At 55.7% G+C, this 22,255-nt stretch carries 16 protein-coding genes; 14 read left to right on the top strand and 2 right to left on the bottom strand.

The annotated features are described in order from the left end of the window. Nucleotides 1–188 precede the first annotated feature (188 nt). The 14 genes from BANT918_RS05000 to BANT918_RS05055 all read left to right on the top strand — a co-directional run bounded on the left by BANT918_RS05000 (nt 189) and on the right by BANT918_RS05055 (nt 19,794). Complete coding sequence (locus tag BANT918_RS05000) at nt 189–2,126, top strand: nucleoside-diphosphate sugar epimerase/dehydratase (RefSeq protein ID WP_167389380.1); 1,938 nt, start codon at nt 189–191, stop codon at nt 2,124–2,126. Then, entirely contained in the window at nt 2,126–3,163 is a 1,038-nt protein-coding gene (locus BANT918_RS05005; RefSeq protein WP_101619189.1) for an MraY family glycosyltransferase, read from the top strand. Before BANT918_RS05000 ends, BANT918_RS05005 begins: the two co-directional genes overlap by 1 nt. Continuing rightward, nucleotides 3,160–4,521: a glycosyltransferase family 4 protein gene (locus tag BANT918_RS05010; RefSeq protein ID WP_101619190.1), complete on the top strand. Its 1,362-nt coding sequence runs from the start codon at nt 3,160–3,162 to the stop codon at nt 4,519–4,521. The genes BANT918_RS05005 and BANT918_RS05010 overlap by 4 nt, the downstream gene beginning before the upstream one ends. Next, nucleotides 4,518–6,263: a glycosyltransferase family 4 protein gene (locus tag BANT918_RS05015; RefSeq protein ID WP_101619191.1), complete on the top strand. Its 1,746-nt coding sequence runs from the start codon at nt 4,518–4,520 to the stop codon at nt 6,261–6,263. The genes BANT918_RS05010 and BANT918_RS05015 overlap by 4 nt, the downstream gene beginning before the upstream one ends. Further along, complete coding sequence (locus BANT918_RS05020) at nt 6,260–7,141, top strand: ABC transporter permease (RefSeq protein ID WP_101619192.1); 882 nt, start codon at nt 6,260–6,262, stop codon at nt 7,139–7,141. The genes BANT918_RS05015 and BANT918_RS05020 overlap by 4 nt, the downstream gene beginning before the upstream one ends. Beyond that, a complete protein-coding gene (locus BANT918_RS05025) occupies nt 7,128–8,435 on the top strand; it encodes an ABC transporter ATP-binding protein (RefSeq protein ID WP_101619193.1) in 1,308 nt (435 codons plus the stop codon). Before BANT918_RS05020 ends, BANT918_RS05025 begins: the two co-directional genes overlap by 14 nt. Further along, nucleotides 8,432–9,313, top strand: coding sequence for a DUF6270 domain-containing protein (locus BANT918_RS05030; protein WP_101619194.1), 882 nt, complete (start codon nt 8,432–8,434; stop codon nt 9,311–9,313). Before BANT918_RS05025 ends, BANT918_RS05030 begins: the two co-directional genes overlap by 4 nt. Before the next feature lie 366 nt (nt 9,314–9,679). Then, nucleotides 9,680–9,979 (top strand): hypothetical protein, encoded by a 300-nt coding sequence (locus BANT918_RS17170; RefSeq protein ID WP_145996932.1) that lies wholly within the window; start codon nt 9,680–9,682, stop codon nt 9,977–9,979. Next, nucleotides 9,979–11,292 carry a DUF6270 domain-containing protein gene (locus tag BANT918_RS17175; protein WP_145996933.1) on the top strand — a complete coding sequence of 438 codons (1,314 nt, stop codon included), beginning with the start codon at nt 9,979–9,981 and terminating at the stop codon, nt 11,290–11,292. Before BANT918_RS17170 ends, BANT918_RS17175 begins: the two co-directional genes overlap by 1 nt. A 460-nt stretch (nt 11,293–11,752) precedes the next feature. Then, nucleotides 11,753–13,267 (top strand): hypothetical protein, encoded by a 1,515-nt coding sequence (locus BANT918_RS17180; protein WP_145996934.1) that lies wholly within the window; start codon nt 11,753–11,755, stop codon nt 13,265–13,267. Between the two features lies 1 nt (nt 13,268). Continuing rightward, nucleotides 13,269–15,899, top strand: a complete 2,631-nt coding sequence (locus tag BANT918_RS05045) for a bifunctional glycosyltransferase/CDP-glycerol:glycerophosphate glycerophosphotransferase (RefSeq protein ID WP_101619197.1) — start codon at nt 13,269–13,271, stop codon at nt 15,897–15,899. Between the two features lie 200 nt (nt 15,900–16,099). Next, nucleotides 16,100–16,777, top strand: a complete 678-nt coding sequence (locus BANT918_RS17185; RefSeq protein ID WP_167389381.1) for a hypothetical protein — start codon at nt 16,100–16,102, stop codon at nt 16,775–16,777. Then, nucleotides 16,767–17,924 carry a hypothetical protein gene (locus BANT918_RS17190; RefSeq protein WP_145996936.1) on the top strand — a complete coding sequence of 386 codons (1,158 nt, stop codon included), beginning with the start codon at nt 16,767–16,769 and terminating at the stop codon, nt 17,922–17,924. Before BANT918_RS17185 ends, BANT918_RS17190 begins: the two co-directional genes overlap by 11 nt. A 478-nt stretch (nt 17,925–18,402) precedes the next feature. After that, on the top strand, nt 18,403–19,794 hold the full coding sequence (locus BANT918_RS05055) for an IS1380 family transposase (protein ID WP_101619199.1): 1,392 nt from the start codon (nt 18,403–18,405) through the stop codon (nt 19,792–19,794). A gap of 176 nt (nt 19,795–19,970) precedes the next feature. Here BANT918_RS05055 and BANT918_RS05060 read toward each other — a convergent pair whose 3' ends face one another. Together BANT918_RS05060 and BANT918_RS17195 are read right to left on the bottom strand one after the other, a co-directional pair. Continuing rightward, entirely contained in the window at nt 19,971–20,432 is a 462-nt protein-coding gene (locus tag BANT918_RS05060) for a hypothetical protein (protein ID WP_101619200.1), read from the bottom strand. A gap of 526 nt (nt 20,433–20,958) precedes the next feature. Then, nucleotides 20,959–22,137: a hypothetical protein gene (locus BANT918_RS17195; RefSeq protein WP_145996937.1), complete on the bottom strand. Its 1,179-nt coding sequence runs from the start codon at nt 22,135–22,137 to the stop codon at nt 20,959–20,961. Nucleotides 22,138–22,255: the final 118 nt, after the last annotated feature.

Below are 22,255 nucleotides of genomic sequence, written 5' to 3' on the forward strand. Positions count from 1 at the left end.
GTGCGCAGCGTTCATTCTGAATGAAACCTGTAAATCCCAATAGTACAATCGGGACGTTGTAGAAGACTCCATGCAGGTCGAAGTGGTGCTGATCACCAGCACGGCAGACCAGCAGGAGCGGCCATATGAAAGCGGACGAAAAGAGGACAGTGGGAAGCAACTCAGGGCCCATTCCCTCACGGACCCCAATGAGACGGCACGGCAGAGCCATGGCGCTCTCCCTCATCGATGGTCTCGTCTTCGCATTCCTCGTCGTATCGATGACACTCGTGAGGTACGACTTCCATGCATCTCTCGTCAACGTGCCGGGAATGCTCGTCTGTTCGGCGGTCGGTCTGATCGTCTTTCTCATCGGCGGGCCTCTGGCAATCTACCGCGGTCGCTACCGACGTGGTTCGACCGATCAGTTCGCCGCAATCGTGGGAACGGTTGCCCTGGGTGTCGGCATCATGTGGGTGGCCGAATTCGCCTTCGCCAGTCGACTGCTCATCCCGACCAGCGTCCCCATTACGGCGGGAGCGCTCATGGTCGTGGTCAAGAGCCTCGAGAACTGGATTCGTCGCAACTTGAGGCAACGCAGCCTCACCACGTCCGGTGCATCCCGGCCCACAATCGTCGTCGGCGCGGGAAACCAGGGCATGCTCGCCCTCGATATGATCGCTCAGGACACGCACAACGAATTCGTTGCTGTCGGCATCCTCGACGACGACCCTGCAAAGCGGCATCTGCGCTACAACGGAATCCGCGTACTCGGACCGATCGCCGACATCGCCACCCATGTCGATCGCACCGGAGCCGGGGCCGTGATCATTGCGATCGCTGACCTGCCGCCCGAAGAGCTCTCCCGTATCGCGTCGAATCTCGAATCCCGGCCGGTCGAGATCAAGATCATGCCGAAACTCTCGGACTCCGCGTTGGCCCGTCCCGAACCGGACGCGCATGACGTCGCCGACCTGCGTCACCGCAGCTTCCGGGATGTCAGCCTCGAAGACCTCATCGGACGCAAACCGATCTCAACGAATATCGACGACATCGCCTCGGCGATCACCGGCAAGGTCGTGCTCGTCACCGGTGCAGGCGGTTCCATCGGCTCACAGCTGTGCCGTCAGGTCGCCCGGTTCGATCCGGCCCGACTCATCATGACCGACCGGGACGAATCCGGCCTGCACGCCACTGAGCTCGGTCTTGAGGGATCGGCCCTTCTGACCAGTGATGACCTCGTCCTCGGAGACCTGCGAGATCCGGCATTCATCGATGCCCTCGTCGCCGAGGCGAAGCCGGACATCATCTTCCACGCTGCGGCTCTCAAACACCTGACTTTCCTTGAGCGCTTCCCGGAACAGGCGGTGCGCACGAACGTCGGAGCCAGCCTCGACCTGCTCAACGCTGCAGTGGCTCACGACGTCGATGCCTTCGTCCACATCTCCACCGACAAAGCCGCCGGTGCGACCTCGGTGCTGGGGCGGACGAAGTTCTCCATCGAACGGGCGATCGCCTCTGTGGCCGCGGCAACCGGACGACGTTATATGTCGGTGCGGTTCGGCAATGTGCTCGGATCCCGGGGGTCCGTACTCGAGACGTTTGTGGCCCAGGTGGCGGCCGGTGACCCCGTCACAGTCACCGACCCGGAGGTCACCCGATACTTCATGACCGCCGATGAGGCCTGTGAACTCGTCCTTCAAGCCGCAGCGATCGGCGGCCCCGGAGAGACCTTGGTCCTCGACATGGGCGAACCGATCCGCATCGCCGCCCTTGCCAAGAGAGTGATCGCACTGTCAGGTCGCAGTGATGCGCAGATCGTCTACACGGGCCTGCGCCCGGGGGAGAAGCTGACTGAAGCCCTTCTGTCGCCCGGGGAGGTCGACAGCCGCCCCAACCATCCGCTGATCACTCAGGTGCCGATCGCTCCGATCGATCTGGAGAAACTCGGTGCCCTGGTCGCCGAATCACGTGACCCACAGGTCTTCACTCACAGGTCGGGCCTCGACGAGCACCTGACGCGTCTCCTCGACTCCGAGACGGCACCGACCACCGGTGACGCGACGGAGGCCATCGAGCCGGCAGCGACAACATCAAGAACCCCCGAGCCAGACGCAGACCCCCATGACACCGGAGTCGGCCTCTGATGGCTCTGCAGTCGCTGGTGATCCTGGTAGTGGCCGCGGTGGTCACGGTTCTCAGCGCCCTCATCGCCTTTCCGCTGCTGCGCCGAGCGGGCGTCGTCGATGTCCCTTCTCATCGCTCCTCGCATACGCTGTCGACCGTACGCGGCGGGGGAATCGCCATCGGCTGCGGCATCACCGTGGCCACGATTCTGGCCATGGTGTGGACCGTCAGCGAAGACGGCGTCTTCGGCCTCGGCGGGATCCTCCTTCCGGTCGGTTTCCTGGTCCTGACCTGGTGCTATTCGGCCATCGGGATGAGCGACGATCTCGACTCCCTGCGCCCCGCCGGGCGGCTGATCGGACAGGTGATCCTGGCTCTGCTGTTCAGCGCGATCATCGCCATGTTCTCAACACAGGGAATCGCTCACGTCATCGCCTTCGCGGTCATCGGCGTGACCACTGTCAACGCCGTGAACTTCGTCGACGGACTCAACGGCTATGTCACCGAGTGGACCATCGTCACTGCCGGATGGTTCGCCTTCGTCAGCTCCTGGGTGGGAGAGAACGACATTGCACTGCTTGCTCTGGCGCTGGCCGGCGCTGCTGTCGGGTTTCTCCCGTTCAACCTCGGTCGGGCCAAGGCGTTCCTCGGAGACACGGGAAGCTACGGAATCGGAGCGGCCGTCTTCGCTCTCGCGGTCTGGCTGTTCGTCCAAGGCGTCCCGATCGTCGTCATCATCGCACCGATGATCTTCGTCTTCTTCGACGTCGGACTCACTTTGGTCCTACGGCTCTTCCGGGGAGAGAATATTCTCTTGCCTCATCGTGAACATATCTACCAGCGGATCCAGCAGGCGGGCTGGCCACACAGCTCCGTTTCGCTCTTCCACGCCGCATTGAGCGTCCTCGCCTGCATCATGGCCGTCCCGACTCTCATCAGCGGAAATACAGCGACAACGTACCCGGCCCATGTGTTCTGGGTCGGATTGCTCGCCCTTTATGCGCTGCTGCCGCTGTGGCTGCGGCGACGGGCTCTGAAGGAGGCGATGACCGCATGAGAATCGTTCTGCTCAGCCACTATTACTATCCCGAGGTCGGTGCACCGCAGCGGCGGTGGCGGATCCTCGTCGACCACCTGCGCGCTGCCGGACACGATGTCATCACGGTGGCACCGCATCCCCACTACCCGTATTCCGACCGCAGCGGGTTCTTCGGATCGAAGGTCGGGCGGGGGCGTCGTCGAGTCGACGTGCGCCTCGGCGGCACCTGGGACACCGGCGTCGACGGTGAGCGGATCCTTCGCGTGCCGTACCTGCACAGCGGATCGTCGATGGCTCGTCAGCTGCTCGATCAGACGGTATCGGCGACGGGTGCGATGTCGGCGGTCATTGACCGGCTGCGGGGCAGAATGCGTCCCGACGTTATCGTCTCCACGACTCCGGCACTGCCGTTTCTGCTGGCAGGCGACACCCTGTCGCGGCTGCTGCGAGTGCCGCATGTCGCTGAAGTGCGCGATGCGTGGCCGGACCTCATTTCGGAAATGAACCTGGTGACGGGAGCTGTTGGGAAGTATCTTCCCGGGACGCTGACGCGCGGCCTCGAGCATCGACTGCTGCCGGACCTGCTCACTCGTGCCCAACGGCGTGCGGCGGTCGTCGTCGTCACCACGGAAGGTTTCAAACGTCGCCTGGAACAACGTGGAGTGACCGCAGAGGTCGTTCGCAGCGGAGTCTCACCGGCGGAGTTGGAAGGCGCATCCGGCCTGACCGCCACGGGTGCGATCCCCCTCGTCCCTGTCGCAGAGGAGACGGGCAACGCTGGCGACGCCGTCAAGGGCAGGACTCCTGCCGACTGTCGAGGGCTCAACCTGCTGTACGTGGGCACTGTCGGGCGATCCCAGGATCTCAGCACCTCGATTCGAGCGTTGGCCCGCACCGAAGGTGTGCGACTGCGCATCGTCGGCGGCGGCGTCGATACCGGCGAGCTCAAAACCACAGCCGCAGCGTATGGGGTGCCGGTGGAATTCCATCCCCAGATCGCAGGCGCCGAACTCGCGGCCCACTGGGAATGGGCAGATGCCGGACTGGTCAGCCTCAGCTGCCTCGATTCCTATGAATGCACAGTCCCGTCGAAGCTCTATTCGTTGATGGCCCGTCGAATTCCGGTCCTCGGAGTCGTCGCCGGTGAGGCCGCCGACATCATCACACAGACCGAAGCGGGAGAAGTCGCGGTTCCCGGTGATGTCGATTCCGTGGCCGCGGCAATGTCGAGGATGCGAGAACGAGTCGAAGCCGGTGAGGAGTTCGGATCGAATCCGCCTACAGGTGAGAACCCGCGCGACTGGGTGATTCGACACGCTTCGGCAGCCGCAATGGGGCGCACTTACGAACGCGTCCTCGAGCAGGTGGTCTCGTGAACCTGCGCTTCCTCGCCCGGCAGCTGACGAACGTCCTTGTGACGACTCTCGGACACATCAACGACGACCGCGTGTTCTTCGGCATGCAGTTGGCACGTCGCCTGCCGGGCCCTGCCTCGCGTTTCGTCGGACACGCGCTCGGGCGCTTGCCGGGCGACGCCAGTCGGGCGGCATCTGCGTGGCTGCTCGGACAAGAGACGGTGGCGAAGTCATTGGTCGCCGGATCTGTCTCGCCCTCGCGCCTTCTCGGCGAAATCGCACTCAATCTGGGACTCCTCGACGAAGCCGAATCGATCGCCGCTGCTGTCCCCGGTGCCCGCGCACTGAGCTCACGTATCGAGTGGACCAAGGGACACATCGACGAAGCCATCGCAGTCCTGCCAGACGGCGCACGCCGGACACGACTGCTCGATGAGCGACAGTCTCTGCAGCCTCAATGGTGGCCGGAGGTGTCGAGCCATGTCACAGCTCGTCGTGTACGCGGCAATGCGGAGCTTGATCGAGTTCAGCATCCGACGGCGCTGCATGTGCTGACGAACTCTTTGCCGCATACCCGCTCCGGTTATGCGTACCGGTCACATGCCATCCTCACCACTCTGCGGGACGCTGGCCATCAAACGGCCGCGATCACACGCCCGTCGTATCCCGTGACCATCGGACGACTGAGCCAGGCACCGGTCGAAGTCGTCGACGGAGTCGAATACATCCGTGACGTGCCGCTGAGGCTACGACCCACGCCATCCGAGCGGCTGAGCGAGCAGGCGAATCACATCGCTGCTGAAGCGCACGGACGTGGCGCTGAGATCCTCCACACGACAACGCACTACGTCAACGGCCTGGCTGCTGGAGCGGCGGCGGCTGCAGCGGGCCTGCCGTGGGTCTACGAAGTCCGCGGTGTCCTGGAAGAGACATGGGCGGCTGCCGGCGGCAGCCTGGAAGAGCGTTCTGCTCGCAGGGACAGCCAGCGGTTCGCGCTCATGCGGGCCAAGGAGATCGAAGTCGCATCGGCTGCCGACGCCGTCATCACTCTGGGCGAGACGATGCGTGAGCACCTGATCGCCGGGGGAGTACCGGCAGAAACCATCACACTCATTCCGAATTCGGTCTCCGAAGCCGTCGTCGACACCGACGTCACCCGCACACCGGCCGAAGTGAGAAGAAGCCTCGGCCTGCCCGATGACGGGGTGTGGGTCGGAACGGCGGCGTCGATCGTCGGCTATGAGGGCCTCGACGACCTCGTCGATGCCGTCATCCTGGCCCGGAGCAAAGGCACGGACCTGCGGCTGCTGATCGCCGGCGACGGTGTCGCTCTGCCGGAACTACGGGAACGTGCAGCACCGCTGGGGGAGAACGCAGTCTTCACCGGACGGGTCTCTCAAGCCCAGGCAATTGAGTACCAACTCGCCCTCGATGCGATCGTCGTGCCGCGCAAGGACGAACCGGTCTGTCGTTTGGTCACTCCGATCAAACCGATCGAAGCGATGGGTCTTGCGCGGCCAGTTGTCATCTCCGACCTGCCGGCACTGCGTGAACTGGTTCCGGACAGCGCAGGTTTGTGGACACCGCCGGAGAGCCCGCAGAAAATCGCGGAACTGCTGTCCGAGCTCGCCTCCGATGACACGGCACGGGCAAGATTCGGGGACAATGGACGAGCGCATGTTCTTGCAACACGCAGGTGGAAGGAAATCGGACGACGATATGGGCAGGTCTATTCTCAACTCGTGGGGAGTGATGTGCGATGAGTGAGACGAAGAATCCTTTGGGCCTGGTCTCGATTCCGTCTGTGTCCAGTGAGGGCTTGGTCCCTGTCGGCCGCCGTGTCGGACTGCGCAGCTACCTGTCGGCATTGTGGGAACGGCGCCATTTCATCATTGCCGAGTCTCGGGCAAAGATGAGCGGTTCCACCCGCCAGAACTTGTTGGGATACGGCTGGCTGTTCATCAACCCGTTGCTGTCGGTGATGGCCTTCTGGTTCATTTTCGGATTCATCTTGAACACTCAGAAGAGCGTCGACAACTTCATCGGCTACCTCGTCATCGGAGTGTTCTTCTTCCAGTACACAAGCCGATCAGTCACCGGTGGGACCGGATCCATCCGCGCCGGAGCATCGATGATCAAAGGCTTCCAGTTTCCGCGGGCAGCATTGCCGATCTCCACAGTGGTGCGGAACTTCCTGGACTTCATCCCGAGCGTAGGGGTGATGGTTCTGCTTCTCATCGCCCTCCCACCTATGGAGTTGGTCACGTGGAGAATCGTGCTGGTCGTGCCGGTGGTCATCCTACAGACGATCTTCAATGTGGGGATCGCATGTCTGTTGGCTCGTATCGGGCACAAAATCCCTGACATCGTGAACCTCATGTCCATCCTCAGCCGGTTCTGGCTGTACGGCTCCGGAGTATTCTTCGTCATTGATGACAAACTGGCTGGCCAACCAGAATTGCTTGCGATCATGCGGGCGAATCCTATGTATTCCTATCTAGAGCTCACCCGCAATTCGCTCCTTTACGGTGTCGATTCCCCTTGGTGGATGTGGGCATCAGCCATTGTTTGGGCATTCGGAATGCTGATCATCGGGTTCTTGTACTTCTGGCGTGGGGAGGAGAGCTATGGTCGACTCTGAGCCGCAGGCCCCCAATATCATCGCGGAGAACGTCCAAGTCAGGTATACCGTCAATTCGAACGATCCCGGACTCAGGTCCAAAGGACTGCGCCGCATAGCCGATGCTGCGGTCGGACGCAGAGGACAGACCACCGTCCGCGCACTGCGGGGCGTCAATTTCGTCGCTCGGGAGGGCGAAATGGTCGGAATCGTCGGAGCCAATGGTTCCGGAAAGTCCACATTCCTCCGAAACGTTGCGGGAGTCGAGCAGCCAGATCGCGGACGAATCCTTGTCCGTTACCAGCCGTTGCTTCTGGGAGTCAGTGCTGCTCTTCAGCCGTCTCTGTCGGGAAGTGAAAACGTCCGCCTCGGCTGCTTGGCCATGGGTCTGACTCCAGACGAGGCTGCCGACGCGTATGAACGTGTAGTGGAACTGTCTGCATTGGGTGCCGCTATTCATCGACCTATGGGCACCTACTCGTCTGGCATGGGTGCGCGCCTCCGTTTCGCTATCGCTCTTGCCGCCCGGCCGAAGATCCTGCTCATCGACGAAGCACTGTCAACGGGAGACGCGACTTTCGCCGAGCGCAGCGAACGCGCAATGGACGAACTATTGGCAGAAGCCGGAACCGTATTGTTAGTGAACCACGCAGCCAAGGTAATTCAGGAACTCTGCACGCGTGCTGTGTGGATGCATCGTGGCGAGGTACTCATGAACGGCCCCGCCGAGGCTGTCGCCGAAAAATACCGCTGGTGGGCGTGGAACGTTGCCAAAGGCAAGGAAGACATCGCCGACAAGCTCCTCGCCGACGTGGTGAGCAATGCGGTCAAAGAGGAGATCAACATCCTCGAACCCGAGCTCATCCAGAACCCCATCCCCCGCCATGCATCACGCCGGCCCAAGAAGAAGACTGCCCCGGCTCGCCATGTCAAGAGACAGCAAACGGTCGACGAAGTCGAAGAGACGCCGACTCCGATGCTGGCCGCCGCCGAGGAGCAGGTCTGGCCGAAATCCTTCGCTGCCGAGATGCCGAAGGCCAAGTTCCCAGCGTTGCCCAAACCTGCTTCTCAAGCGGTGAGTGCCCCACCGATCTCCGATGCCCCGCCGCTGCGACTGAACCCGAGTAAGAAGCGGGTCGTACTGCGAGCAGCGAATCCAGACGACCGTGCCTCATCGGTCGCCGCCGCCGATGACTTCACCGGCCGCAGACTCGCTTCTCGCGCGCGCAAGATCGCCGACGAACGATACGAGGAGCGGCAACGCGTGCGGCAGGAAGAAGATGCGCCTGCCATCCACCAGGATTCGGGCCGATGAAGATCGCAATCTTCGGTTCCTGCGTGAGCCGTGATACGGCGGAGTTCATGCCTGAAGCTGAGGTCGTGGCTTACGTGGCCAGGCACTCGGTGACGAGCCTGGAGTCACCCCATGGGACATCTGGAATCGATCTCAGCGACTTGACCTCCGCCTTCCAGAAACGAATGGTCACCAGTGACCTCAAGGGGAGCGGCATTGAGAGGATCGTCAAGAATGCAGGCGATCTGGACGTCGTGCTCCTCGACTTGGTCGATGAACGTCGAGGATTCTGGAAGTTCCCCGACGGCACGACCATGACGAACTCGATCGAGGTGGAGTCCTGCGGCGCAGCTCGGACGGCACGTCGTGAAGGGGCTCGACTGATCGAATTCGGCACCGATGAGCACTTCACACGCTGGAGCACAGGCTTCGCGACGCTCATCCAGGACCTCAAAGCCGCGGAGCTATGGGAGAAGACCATTCTCCTCGACATCGAATGGGCCGGAGCCGTCGACGGAGCCCAGCATCCACAGAACGACAGCTTCGTCAGCCTTGGCCGCCGCTGGAGGCGTCTCCAGCGTGGTTCACGTGAGGCGGGCAGAGAGCTCTCGAGGGGCCGCGGTCTCGCAGGTGCATGGCAACGCATGCGAAACGTCAAACCGACCGAGGCTGAGGAGTATGCAGATCGAGCTCTTTCAGCCAACAGCGACTACATCCGGTATCGTGGAGAGGCACGATCGCTAGCAGCGTCGTCAGTGGTGAGAGAAAGCCGCGAGGTCCGAATCGACAAAGACCATAAGTGGGGACCTCAACCGTTCCACTATCGGCACGCCGATTATCAGTCGATCGTCGACAGCATACGGCAGCAGGTGAAGAAGAACGGTGGTAAGGCCATGTAAGTGGACGTCAGTAAAAAGTAGAATTTTGGCATCTGTGGCACGCTGAGGTGCGAGGAAACATTTAAGGCCAGAATTCCGCTCGAGAGCCAGCTCTCTTTCGAACAAATACTGACGGCCGGAACTAGGAACCGTCAAGAGGGATTTAAGAGACCCCGCCGCATGACTCCAGAAAAGTTGAAGTTCATTACTTGGTCCGCAGGCAAGCTTACCCTAAAGGAGTGAGTTTAATATTGACAAATGACTACGCACAATTCGCTGAGACGACAGGTGGCGGACTCCCTGTAACCAGCGTTGAACGACTCCGGAAAATATGGTAATCGCATTATGTCATCTTTGCACCCCGAAATGAGTAAAATACAGTCCGAAATGTTTGAAGTACAATTGCAAGAGAATGGACTTTTGCATTTCTACGGATACGCTGTGGTGCTGGGACTTTCCAGTCATTCGTACGGGCTGACAAAAAATCAACTTCTATTATCGAATGAGGATCCTGGAGGAGAAGATCATTGGTACCCAGTCGCCACGCTGAGTGATCCGAGCCTCAACACAAAAATTGGACAAAATGACAAAATCGATTACTCACATGGTGCAATAACGACTCTGAGCGAAGCTGGTATTGACTTATCAACTCTACCCCCGGTCGGTATACAACAGGATTTAGCCTAATGCGAGCTGAAGGCGAATTCGAGCAGCTCTCGTTAAAAGCACCAATCCACGAACAGTGGACTCTCTCTGCCAATTCACTCATTGGATCTACCTCGGATGGGAAGCAGTGGACACTTTATAAAATTCCGTTGCCAGGACGCGCGATATCCGATGCGTATTTCAAACTATCGGAACTAGAAGTCATAGAGAAACGGCTCTATTTGCAAGGATACTTTGTACCCCACGGAAAAGACTTCGCGACTTGGAATTCGATAGACTATTCGCTCTCACTAATTCCGGAAAACGCAATTGGACCCCGAACATCAATAAGACTGGCAAACGGCGACAGACCAAATGCGCGGGAGCTAACCGGTGAAAGATGGAGAGACCAATCGAAAGCCTATTTTGCGACTTTCGGATATGGTGGGATCGATTTGACGAGCGTTGTCCCCGGTCAATACGAATTGTGGATCTCTGGCCGGGCTGGAGACGATGTATTCTGCCGGCCTCTGCGCCGCACTTTGAACGTGAGCAACAATTCAGATCAGAATCAGGCCTTGCTGCCGGAGGTCAGTATCATCGGTTCCTGCGTGACAAGGGATAATTTCAATAGTTCTATATCTCCGTATTGGAAGTCGCTCTGGCGATTGAATGATACCTTTTATCAGTCGTCAATCGTGTCGCTGATGTCAGATACTGTCGACGTGCCTGAAAGCTTCGTGGACGGGTTAAATAAGCATGACAGAGAAGTGGTAAGTCGCGACTTTTCAAAATCATTTCTTAATGAGCTTGCTCAAACCCCACCGGACATCCTTATTCTGGATCTATTTGCAGACACTCGTTTCGGAGTAATAGAGGTGGGAGGTTCATGGGCTACCAACAATGAATGGAAACTGCCAAATGCAGTGGGATACGAGTCTCTTAAAGATAACAGGAGGGTCAGCGGAAGTGTCAACGAAGATGAGTTTATAATACTGTTCACAGAAGGCTGTGTAAAACTCAAAGAGTTTATAGCGGAAAATATTCCCAATACTAGAATATGCCTAAATTCCGCCAGAAACACCTATATCCACCGGGGCGTCAACACGGAAGGTGGAAAGTTCTCCCGAGGCGAAATAATTAGACTCAATAAACTCTGGGATATACTAGACGATAAATTTGTCAGTACTTTTAATCCGGTAGTTCTGGACAGCATGCCGCTTGGAATACAAGCCGACTCATATCACCAATGGGGTCCGGGTCCGGTGCATTATGAGGAACGTTATTACTCAAACTTTCACGCCAGTCTTAGGAAACAATTGGGTATGGATGCGTGCTTTGAGTTGGGCCACTAATGACTGAGCAGTCGAACAATGCCATACCGAATCAACGATCTACACATTGGATATTCGGCAATCGCGAGTTTAGGAGGGGAGAATTGTGTCGAACCAAATCTTGAAGGAGGCACTTTCAGTATTTGCCGACGAGGAATGGGCAGATGGGTTACGGTTGCTTGAATCACATTCAGCTCGGTTGGTGAAATCGACCGACATACCTTCTGACGACCTCAATAACGCCTGGGCGCTAGCGCACGAATCGGCTAGCTGCGGGAACACCGACGTTGCGGCTGCGCTCTTTGGCTACTGCTGTCCGTATATGACCACAATCTCGGTCTCCGACTTGAAAACAATGTGTATGTCTGGAGCAGCCGCTGACGCTCTGAGAATTTGCGCGGACGCGAGTCTCGACTTCGGAACGAGATTTGTCGGAACTGCGTATGCTTTGAACTCACTTGGACGTCTAGATGAGTTCATAGTGCGTAATTACTCAAAAATCGTGCAATTGATCAAGAACTATCTCGATGCTTCATTGGCAGAAGGAGAGCTTATCGTTCAGTTTGTACTTCTATCAAGAGGACTGATGGTTAACCCTGATGTCATAGATCCGGGTACAAACATTTCCCACCCCATTCGGGCTTGGTTAGCATACTTGAAAGGCGCGATGCGACCTGCAGATATGCTGGTCGAGTTGAAGGGATGCGAACCGGATTTTTCTTGGCTCCCTGCGTTGAAAGCAATGCACTTGATCCGCCGATGCATCGTCAGCGTAGAACAACTCATAGAATTGCGGACTGATTCAGGAGCCAATATAGGAGATTTCGATTCCACATATGGTCTAGAGAGTTCGCCACATCAGGGCTTGTGCCAACTTCTGGACGACTTGACTGACGTAGATTTTCACATCCAGGCTCAACGGCTACCGGAATTGATTACACAAGGTCCGTCTTCTTCCAGCAGAGATGCCACCTCCGTAGAGGAAGCAGAGTTTCCTATAAATCGGTTCTATAGCTATGCATACACGACCGTCAATGATCTATTCTCGCAGAATGTAGTAACGAATGTTTCGAACCTTGAACGCGAATTGAAATACCACGTGAATCAGTTTGGTTATAATTCGCCTTTGGCGATATGCCTTCGACAATTGATGGTCCTGGCCCTTCTTAAGACGGGGCATACTTCCCGAGCCGGATCCGAAGCTCGATTGCTGTTGGCGGATGGTAATCAACGAAATTGTCTCAACTATCTGTTGTCCATGGTGCAAGCTTTCCATCGATTGAGCCGGAGAAATTTAGTCTGGGAGCTTCCTTCGACTAACGCGTCCAAGGACAACCGCATCGATAGCTTGCTTGTAGTTGAAGGTCTCTTACGCGACATAAAAGAGATCGAGGTCTCAGCTCCGGTTGGCGAGGGAGCCTTTCCCGTTGAACGTCTGCTGCCAATCGTATCGATATATCGAGATATAGTGAACGCTTTACGAGATTCTACTGTTCCGGCAGTAGTCTCCAGGATCGGATCGGCTTGCGATGAGTTGATAAGGGCAAAGTATCGTGATCGCGAGGCCATCTTTCGGCTTCGTTTCACCCAAGCACTCCTCCTCGAGTCTTTAGGACGAATTGAGCACGCCCAGCGAGTTCTATCGTATGTACATAGTCGGGCCCAAAAGTTGAATTTGAGTGCGAATCTGGAATCGTGGGCGAGGGTTTCACTTGTTCGAGTGCTGCTGGCGATGGGTCGGCTCGAGGACGCGAACCGGCTCGTTGATCATGTTGACCTGACTGGTGACGACGCTCTGGTAGAACTCTATGCCAAGAGCCTGGTGCTTCACCGCCAAGGTGCGATAACTGAAGCAAAACTGTATAGTGAGTCGTTTTCTAACGGCAAGCCGGATCGCGATGACTACTTGGTGTTGCGACTTGCCGCATACGATGATGACGACGCAACGGAAGAGGTTGGCGCGATTATGATTTCGCCTTCTCTAGAAACGAATTAATATGAAACCTACATTTAGTCTTATAGTCGCTATTTACAATGTCGAGGATTATATCTCTGCATTCTTGCAATCCTTGGATTCCCAGATCTATTCTATAAACGATATTGAGATTGTCGCCGTTAATGATGGATCGACTGACAGTTCTAAAGCGATATTTGAATCTTGGATGAGCGGGCGCGCCAACGTAACGCTTATTAACCAAGAGAATCTGGGAGCCGCGGCCGCTCGTTCAGTAGCGCTGGAGATAGTTACCGGCGATTGGGTCACCGTGGCCGATCCCGATGATATACTCGATCCTGCCTACTTCTCGTCCGTCCTCGATTTTATTGAGCGCGACAAAAATAGCTTGAGCTCTATTCTTTCGACTCGCGTTTATATTCTCAACGACGAGACTGGGGAATATAAGGACAGTCATCCATTGGCTCAGAAATTTCGATCGGGTGAGCGCATTGCAGATCTTGCTGAGGAGCCTGAAGCTTTCCAGCTAGGTGCTACCGCTTTCTTCCAGCTGGGCCATCTTCGCGAAAATTCCTTGAACTATAATCCTAATATTAGGCCGACCTTTGAAGACGCTCACCTAATTGGTCGCTATTTAAATACCTTCGAACATCCAATGGTTGGTTTGGTGTCGCGGGCCGTCTATTACTATCGTAAACGCAGTGCACAAAATTCTCTGGTCCAATCTAGTTGGAATTCAACCGATCGGTTTTTGAATACGCCTAGTTTGGGCTATTTGGACATGCTAAAGAACATTTCGGTTGGTGGTATCGCGCCGGTTTGGGCGCAGTATATGGTTCTCTACGATCTCCTTTGGTATTTCAAAGAGGATCGGAATATGGTTTCTAAGGTAGCATGGATCGACATCGATACTCGGAACGAGTTTCTGAGACTGCTTGCCCAAATTATGGAATTTATCGAGCCCCGAACGATCGAGGAGTTCAGTTGCAATCCACACCCTTGGGCTCTTCGCGAGGCTCTTCGTCTGTACTGTGCAAACTCAAAGCAGGAGAGAGTGGCACTCTATGAATGGAGGCCTGATGTCTATGGACGAGCGAAACTAACATTTCTGTATTCCGGTAGCAGGCCGCATGTTGAATTCTATGCCGACGGTGTAGTAAGACCGCCCATTGAACATGATTATACTGTCCATAACTATTTTGGCCAGAGATTTCTGGTAGAAGAGAGTTTGACTCTAGATGGTCGAGAGGTCGCAGTTTTTTGTGACGGGTTACTGATCACTCCGCGAAAGTTTTCCAATCCTAAATGGCCGCGACCTTCTAAAGCTTCCGTCGATAGGCTGAAACCCTATGTCGGGCCCTCTCGCAAAAAGCGCGGCAAGCAGCAGGCTTCAAAAGCCATTGCCCGCATCCGAGTCAATTCTCTGACCACCAATCGTTCCAGAGCTCAAGTGGTATTGGTTAAGGCCATAAACAATGGGACAAGGTTGGCCAGCCGTTTACTCCCAGATGCTGCTAAGAAACAAATTGCTAGCATCGTTGATGATGCAACCAGTCCGAAGAAAGCTGGCAAATATGCAGATGCTTGGCTGATCATGGATCGCCCGGATAAAGCCGATGACAATGGTGAACATCTGTATAGATATCTGGCGACTACTCGTCCTGATATTAATGCCTTCTTCGTATTGTCGAGGGATTCGGTAGATTGGTCGCGTCTCGCTGCTGAGGGCTTCCGATTGTTGGAGTATAGGTCTGCTGAACTCTACTCGGCAGCTATGAACGCAAGTTTTAGAATATCGTCTGACGCTACTGCTGACGTAATGTATCCGGCTCCTCGCGAGTTGTTTGGCCCTCCAAAGGGCAAATTCGTCTTTCTGCAGCATGGTGTTACAAAAGATGATCTTTCTCGCTGGTTGAACCCCAAGCAGATCGATCTCTTGATTACTGCGAGTTACGAGGAGCACCAGTCTTTTGTTGGGCCTGATTCGCCGTACAAGATTCGCGCTAACAATGTTGCTCTTACTGGCTTTGCGCGTTATGACAGATTGACAGAGATAGCGGATTGCTCATCGTCTGAAACTATCCTCATCATGCCTACTTGGCGTGCGAGCATACGGGACGAGTTGATTGGCTATCCGATTGAGAGCCGGCAAGCTGCATTCTCGCGGACGGATTATGGTCGCACTTGGCTCGAGCTGCTCAATTCCGAGAATCTCAAGCTGCTTGCGCAATCTACCGGTTACACCGTTGAATTTGTAGTTCATCCATCGCTGAGTAAGCTTTTGCCAGACCTTGATCTGCCAGCTCATGTGACTAGGGTCGATCTGGGAACCTGTTCTTTTCAGGAGACGTTGGCGAAGGCTGCCGTTTTCGTCACTGACTATTCGTCAGTCGCATTCGATGCTGCGTACATCGACGTTCCCTCGGTGTATTTTCATTTTGATAGTGAGTCTGTATTTGGGGGTGGACATAACTATCGTAAGGGGTATTACGACTATTCGAGATCTGGGTTCGGCCCAATTGGATTCGATGTTGAAACAGCTGTCGACGCGGTTCGGACGATGTTGACGGATGTTTCTGAGCGTGAACGGTATCTGGAACGTGCTATAGATACCTTCGTTTCACGAGATGCGCGGAACAGGGAACGCATCGTATCAGCGATTGAAAAGTTGTAATCTGCGTAATTTCTTGGATCGTTTTAATGACTTACTAACTGTGGAGTGGTTTGACAGATATGACAAGGGTTTGCTGCTACTGGGAAGGGAATCGCCCTCCTGAGTACCTGATGTGGTGCGTTTCGACGTGGCTTCGTTATGTTTCAATCGATGACATCGTTGTTGTTAATCAGTCGAACGTCCATCGTATATTTGATGGATTGATTGACGTCGATGCGTTCCGTCGATTTAGTTTTGCTAAACAGTCTGATGTTGTCTCTGCGGCTTGGCTTAGTGAGTTCGGTGGGTGTTTCTTAGATGTAGACACAGTTATGGTTAACAATCGGGCATTATTTTTTCTTGATGTTTCTGAGGAAGGGGATTCGTTCGTCTACTTTGGAGATTCGAATAGGGGTGGTGTCCATATTGGCGCTTTATCCGGTTCACGAGGTTCATCTATCGCTTCGGCGTGGTTGTCTGGCGCGCTAGAAAGGTTGACTCGTTGGGAGGATGATAGGTCCTGGGCTTATCTGGGCAATGCCGTACTTGAGCCTTTAATTCGCGCGCAGGAATATGCTGGTCTATCGCGATGCGTAGATGTCCGAACTAATCTTGCGACCCCAGAACTATTGTTGGAGAATTATTATTCTGGTATGGACCGGCGGCAGCTTTACGAACTATTTTGGTTCTCCGATATGGCATCCGTTGCAGCGCCAGTTTCCTGGGCGGACTGTGGCGGGATCATTTCATTACATAACTCCTGGACCCCGGAATCATTTGCAAGATTGGAAGGCCATGATTTGGAGAACGTGGATAATCGCCTGGGTGCGATTTTACGTGAACATGGTGATCGATCGGCGTTGAGTAAGTTGGAGGCGAAGTTCTATTATGGCTCGTGACCTTGTGGTCGAGGATCCGCATTTCATTAATTGTGATTTGGATTCTCTCCGATGGCGGGATACTGAGTGGTTTTCGATTGAGGGCATACGTATTCGAGCGCCTCGTGAGGATCCTGGGAGCGCTGTTGTCGTTCTTGGTTCTCAAGGAAGTTTCGATGCGTCTGCGATCGAGAACGTTCAGGGGTGGTTTTTAGGTCTTGACGGGGGAAGCGACGGCGTTGACGTCCATCAGCTATCAGCGGTGATTTCGCGGCTTGGTGTCGAACCGAGTTACGTGTTGATTTTTGTTGCCTGTGTGGACTGGCAGTTGGTCAGCGCTTTGCGTAAATTGCGTCCAGAGATGTTTGTTGTCTATTTTGACAATCTTCCGCCTGCTCAAATGTCCAACCGATCCAACGAGAATTCGCAAGGGGAATCTGAGATCAGAGAGTTGGTTCGGTACGTTCATAGCAGCCCATTGTTGGAACGCAACACTGCGATTCTCCTGCATGACAGTGTTCATTCTTCTGTTTGTTCGCCGCGCATCGTCTACTTTCCGTCGCACCTTTCGCAGTCCGGTGCGGTTGGCGGTAACCGGCGGCTTATCTCTCTGCTTTCAGGAGCTGTGGCTACGCTGCGAGGCCAGGGTGACCCGGCCGTCTACTTACGGTCATTGTTTTGCCATCGGGGATTCCCGCCCAGCGAACAATGGCTGGTGGACGCGGCAGGAGAATCCAGTATTGCTCGTACTTCGGGTGTGCGTCTATCGCTTGAGGCAGCTGGGTTGCGGTTGTATGGATTCGATGTGAGGCAGACGCGGCTTGCCCACAGTTGGTCAGCTCGCTACCACGAGTTCAAGGTGTGGAACGGGGAGATTGAAATACTGTCGGAACGGTTGGGAGCGTTGCGGCGCGAAATACTAGATACGTTACCAGTGCACGTGGATTCTGTTACTAATTCTTTCGGTGCGTTCTCGTTCCGAGACGCCGAGCCGTTGGATCTTGAAAGTCTTGGTCCTGGTTCTTACGTGTTACAACTTGTGGACGAGGTCGGCGATGACCTTCTGCCGAAGTGTCATAGGACGTACGGTGCGATGAGAGTGAACTTGTCTGGAAGATCCTACGAGCTGCTAGACGAGTTGAGCCACATTGGGCTGTTGGTTTCTTAATACGCTCACATACCGAACGCCGCTCGAGGTCCGTTTTGCATGGATCAATCAGTCCGCGACAGAACCCACGGCTGCTTGGGAAACCAGGAAAATGAGCCTCAACGTAGCCAGGGGCTTGATAATTAAGCTGAGCTAGGACGATTCTTGTGCGGGGGTAGTCGCCTTGCACTGAGGGTGATCGAGCCCGGTGGCGACGACTAGACACGAGTACTGGATGGGCAGAATTCGTGGCTACCTATGGGCTGTTCTGCTGGCCACCAGTGGGCATTCTTTGTGGCCGCGTACGGGCAGTTCCTGCTGGCCGTTGACCTGAGTTGCACAACTTTAGCCTTGATCCACCGATGTAAATAGCCGGATCAAGCCGCGCGTGGAATGGAAATGCCCCTCCTGAGCTGGGAAAATGGTGATGTTCTAAGTCAACATTCCCGGCCAAGAAAGGGGCACCTCTCAGGTGCTATTCAATCACACACCCGCGGCTGTGTCTCATTCCTTCGATGATGAGAACCTCACCGCGACCACCGGGCTGGTCCCGATCATGGGCCTCGCCCAGAAAGCCGGCCTGCCAGACCTCGCCGACGACAGGTTGACCGTGTCGACCACCGGAGCTGATAAAGGCGCGAACCCAGCCGCGAAACTCGCCACCCTCGTCGGCGGAATTGCCGCCGGGGCTGACTCGATCGATGACATGAACCTTCTCCGCCACGGCGGCATGACACACCTCTTCGATCGTGTCTACGCGCCCTCGACCCTGGGTTCGTTCCTGCGCTCGTTCGCCTTCGGCCACGTCCGGCAACTCGACGCGATCTCCTCCCGCTTCCTGACCAACCTCAACGAGCACACACCGCTGCTACCAGCCAGCGAAGACACTGGACAAGCGATGGTGTTCGTCGATGTCGACGACACCGTCATCGATGTCCACTCCGCGTCGAAGCAGGGAGCTGGATTCGGCTACCAAGGCAGTCGTGGCCTCAACGCACTGTTGGCGACCGCATCGACGGGCGACTCCGGCCAGATCATCGTCGGCCAGCGCCTGCGCAAGGGCTCAACCTCGTCAGCCCGGGGTGCTGACAAGTTCGTCGCCGACGCTCTGGCCACCACGACCCGAATCAACTCCGGCCTCCCAGCCCTGGTCAGGGCTGATTCGGCGTACTACTCCTCGACTGTGACCAAAGCCGCCCGGGATGCCGGGGCTGAAGTATCGATCACGGTCCGCATGGACAAGAAGGTCAAAGCAGCGATCGGAACAATCAGCGACGGCGCATGGACTGGCATCGAATACCCCGAAGCGATCTACGACGAAGAGACCAGGGCCTGGATTTCGAAGGCCGAAGTCGCCGAGGTCCCGTTCACCGCATTCACCTCGAAGAAGAAGTCCCTGCACGCCGCCGGCCGCTTGGTGGTCCGCCGCATCCCTGAACTCAACGAGACCAAACGCACTGCCGGGCAGGACCCATTGTTCGACTTGTTCCGCTATCACGCGTTCTTCACCACGGTGGACAAAGACCGTTTCGACACCGTCGCTGCTGATCACATCCACCGCAAGCACGCGATCATCGAGCAGATCAATGCGGAGTTGAAGAACGGTGCCCTGGCGCATATGCCCTCTGGGGTGTTCAACGCCAACGCCGCCTGGGTAGCAGTCGCAGCGATCACACACAACCTGCTGCGGGCTGCTGCCGGACTCATCGGTGGCAGGATGAGCAAAGTGCGCGCTCAGACGCTGCGGACACGGATCATCGGCATCCCGGCCCGGATTGCTCACCGGGCCAGGAAGCTGATTGTGCACCTGCCGAGACGGTGGCCGTGGGCGACGGAATTCGCACGACTCTGGCACGCGGCTCTGAGCCCACCTACACGATCATTGTCCTGACCGATTCGCTCCTGCTCGAGCACGACGCCGCAGGGTCTGGAGGAGACCCCGGGGAATCATCTATGTGGAAGAGACCGGTGAGAGACCGGGACACTACTTCCTGCCCTCGCACCGCGTTCGCACTCGAATCCGAGTGAGCCCCTTGCCATCAAGCGAATCGGTGGATCAAGGTTTAGTTACCCGCCGCTGAGGTCCGAATCTACGATTTTTCCAGCACCTTGAGCATGTTCTCTACAGTTTTGGGTACTTCCGGTGTGAACGTGTAGGGAAGGTGCATTCGGTAGCACCTGTGGACTGAAGGGACTGATGCAAGGAGAGGTGGGTTCGACCAGCCGTGCCAAAACGAGGCGGAAGAACGCGTTGTCATTGATCACGTCGGCGAAACCGAGTCTCTTCCACGACTCGGTGATGGCGTCGATGAGGACCGATGACCGTGATCCCACAACGGTTCGCGCTCGTGGCGGTGCAGCAGTATCGGCGGGTAAGCCCAATTCGAGTTCGAGTTGTTCCGCTGCCCCGTAGTCGGTGAGCTTCTCGTCGCCGGCGGCGAGCAGGGCTGTCAGTTCTGCCTCGGTGTGAGCGGATCCGAGGTGTTCAAGAACGGTGACTTTACCGCGGTGTTTGCGCACGATTTGCACGGCTGTGGCCCCGGAGGCAGTGGTGACTTTCCGTAGACGAGGCGACATAACCCCATCGTAGACAGCCGATTAGTGTCCCACCAACACGATTGCTGACCCTATGACCAGCACAAACAAAAGCAGAATCGCGAAATCAGAGCCCAATTGTGAAAGTCATGGCCAGTCGGCTGAGCGACGCTCGGTTTTAGATCACGGGAAGCTCCGGTTCGAATAATCGTCATGAGGTAGCAAATCCTCGAATATCAGTCTGGCCATGTGAGTCGACAACGACGCGTCTGAGCCTCGGCCCCTGCCGCGGCGGCACTCTTACATGCCCGGGTACGACGACATGCGATCCGGGAAAATATAGTTCTGCCTCTTGACTATTGGGCCCACATATCTGTGTCCCACCAACAAGACATCTGACCTCATGACCAGCGCAAATGCAAACAGAATCGCGAAATCAGCGTCTAGCTGTGGAAGTCAGGTCCTACTGGCCGTTGGTATGCTGGTGGGCAATTCAGGTAAAGCGTCACCACCGGGCTGTTTACCGTTGAGTATGCGGCGTCACGCCGTGGCTAGCGATACCTAATTCTGAATTAAAGCTTCTAGCTCCCAGAACACGATTGGGTAGGGCGAAGTTTTTAGCTACTCGTTGACGTCCGTTTGTATATTTTACAAAGGGCAGCCGGTGCTCTGAGAGATTGAGAAGATAGCGCATTCGCTCATAACTTATTTCAAGAAACCATTGTGTCTCAGTCGTTGAATAGTTCCAGTCATGATCTATGCGAAGTTGGAACCCCAAGAAGTCGTCATCCGAAAATGCTCGCAGCTCGTTGACTGGTGGCCCAGGGCGGGCGCTGCAAATTCCAAGGCTATATCGAAGTAATGTATCGATGGTAGCTTCGCCAACAGACCACGTTCGATCTTGGGCATTCGCGAAATCAATTATCACCAAATTCCGTTGTGAGGTGAGGACGGATCCTAGAAGATCCGATGAGAGTGCATCGCTGTCTACAGAGGTAGCAACAAGGAAATCTACAGGGGCGTGCAAGGGCTGTCCGAAATCTACCTTTGAATTGCCTTCCATGCCGGGTAGTCCGGCTAAAGTTACAGGCGCGTACTTCTGCAACGATGTTCCGTCGATATTCCCGCACAATAGTATAGACGATGATGTTTGAAACCGCTTCCTTAACTCAACCAAGACTGAATAATTTGAATTGTCAGCCAGCCAGGTAATAGTTTCGGCCGCCAAATTATAATGATTAAGTAGATCTTTGATGAAAGATTGATACTTTGCGACGGCGTCCACCGATGTCAATTCGGAAAACGCTGAAGAATCGTCTGTGCGGGGTTGAACCGCGAGAACCAGACTTTCGTGCAATTCTACATCAGCAATTCGAGCGAGATGGGTTATTGGATACCGGACATCGTTCTCAAAACTGTTCACCTGTGAAAATGTAACCACGATGCGTTTCGGATCGATGGTGTTGCCTCGTACCGCAAAATACACGCCTCGGCGATGTCTTATCTTGTGATGGTTATCGTAGGCGCGTTGGGCAGTTGTCGAATATTGATACTTCGAAATGCGTGTTTGCTGAATGGGCCCGTTATCGAGAAGGCTCTCGAGCTCCACTTTGGATAACAGGCGGTTCACCACAGGCTTCTCGCTGCGTGTCGAACCTGAAACTACGGGGGCCGATTCACTGTCAACTTCCTTCTGCACCGTCTTCCCCGGTGAGAAACCATTTGTAGTAAGATAAACCGCTCCGCGCGGGGCGCGCTCGGTTGATAGAGCGGCTAGCAATCCATAATGTCCCCTAGACTCGATTGCCCTCACTATG

It is taken from the genome of Brevibacterium antiquum CNRZ 918, from assembly GCF_900169145.1.
In the GTDB taxonomy this organism is placed as follows: Bacteria; Actinomycetota; Actinomycetes; order Actinomycetales; family Brevibacteriaceae; genus Brevibacterium; species Brevibacterium koreense.

Coding starts and splice junctions, on each gene's coding strand:
- BANT918_RS17175 (WP_145996933.1), top strand. CDS start 9,979: ATGCGAGCTGAAGGCGAATTCGAGCAGCTCTCGTTAAAAGCACCAATC.
- BANT918_RS05025 (WP_101619193.1), top strand. CDS start 7,128: ATGGTCGACTCTGAGCCGCAGGCCCCCAATATCATCGCGGAGAACGTC.
- BANT918_RS05030 (WP_101619194.1), top strand. CDS start 8,432: ATGAAGATCGCAATCTTCGGTTCCTGCGTGAGCCGTGATACGGCGGAG.
- BANT918_RS05000 (WP_167389380.1), top strand. CDS start 189: ATGAGACGGCACGGCAGAGCCATGGCGCTCTCCCTCATCGATGGTCTC.
- BANT918_RS05005 (WP_101619189.1), top strand. CDS start 2,126: ATGGCTCTGCAGTCGCTGGTGATCCTGGTAGTGGCCGCGGTGGTCACG.
- BANT918_RS17190 (WP_145996936.1), top strand. CDS start 16,767: ATGGCTCGTGACCTTGTGGTCGAGGATCCGCATTTCATTAATTGTGAT.
- BANT918_RS05045 (WP_101619197.1), top strand. CDS start 13,269: ATGAAACCTACATTTAGTCTTATAGTCGCTATTTACAATGTCGAGGAT.
- BANT918_RS17170 (WP_145996932.1), top strand. CDS start 9,680: ATGTTTGAAGTACAATTGCAAGAGAATGGACTTTTGCATTTCTACGGA.
- BANT918_RS05010 (WP_101619190.1), top strand. CDS start 3,160: ATGAGAATCGTTCTGCTCAGCCACTATTACTATCCCGAGGTCGGTGCA.
- BANT918_RS05020 (WP_101619192.1), top strand. CDS start 6,260: ATGAGTGAGACGAAGAATCCTTTGGGCCTGGTCTCGATTCCGTCTGTG.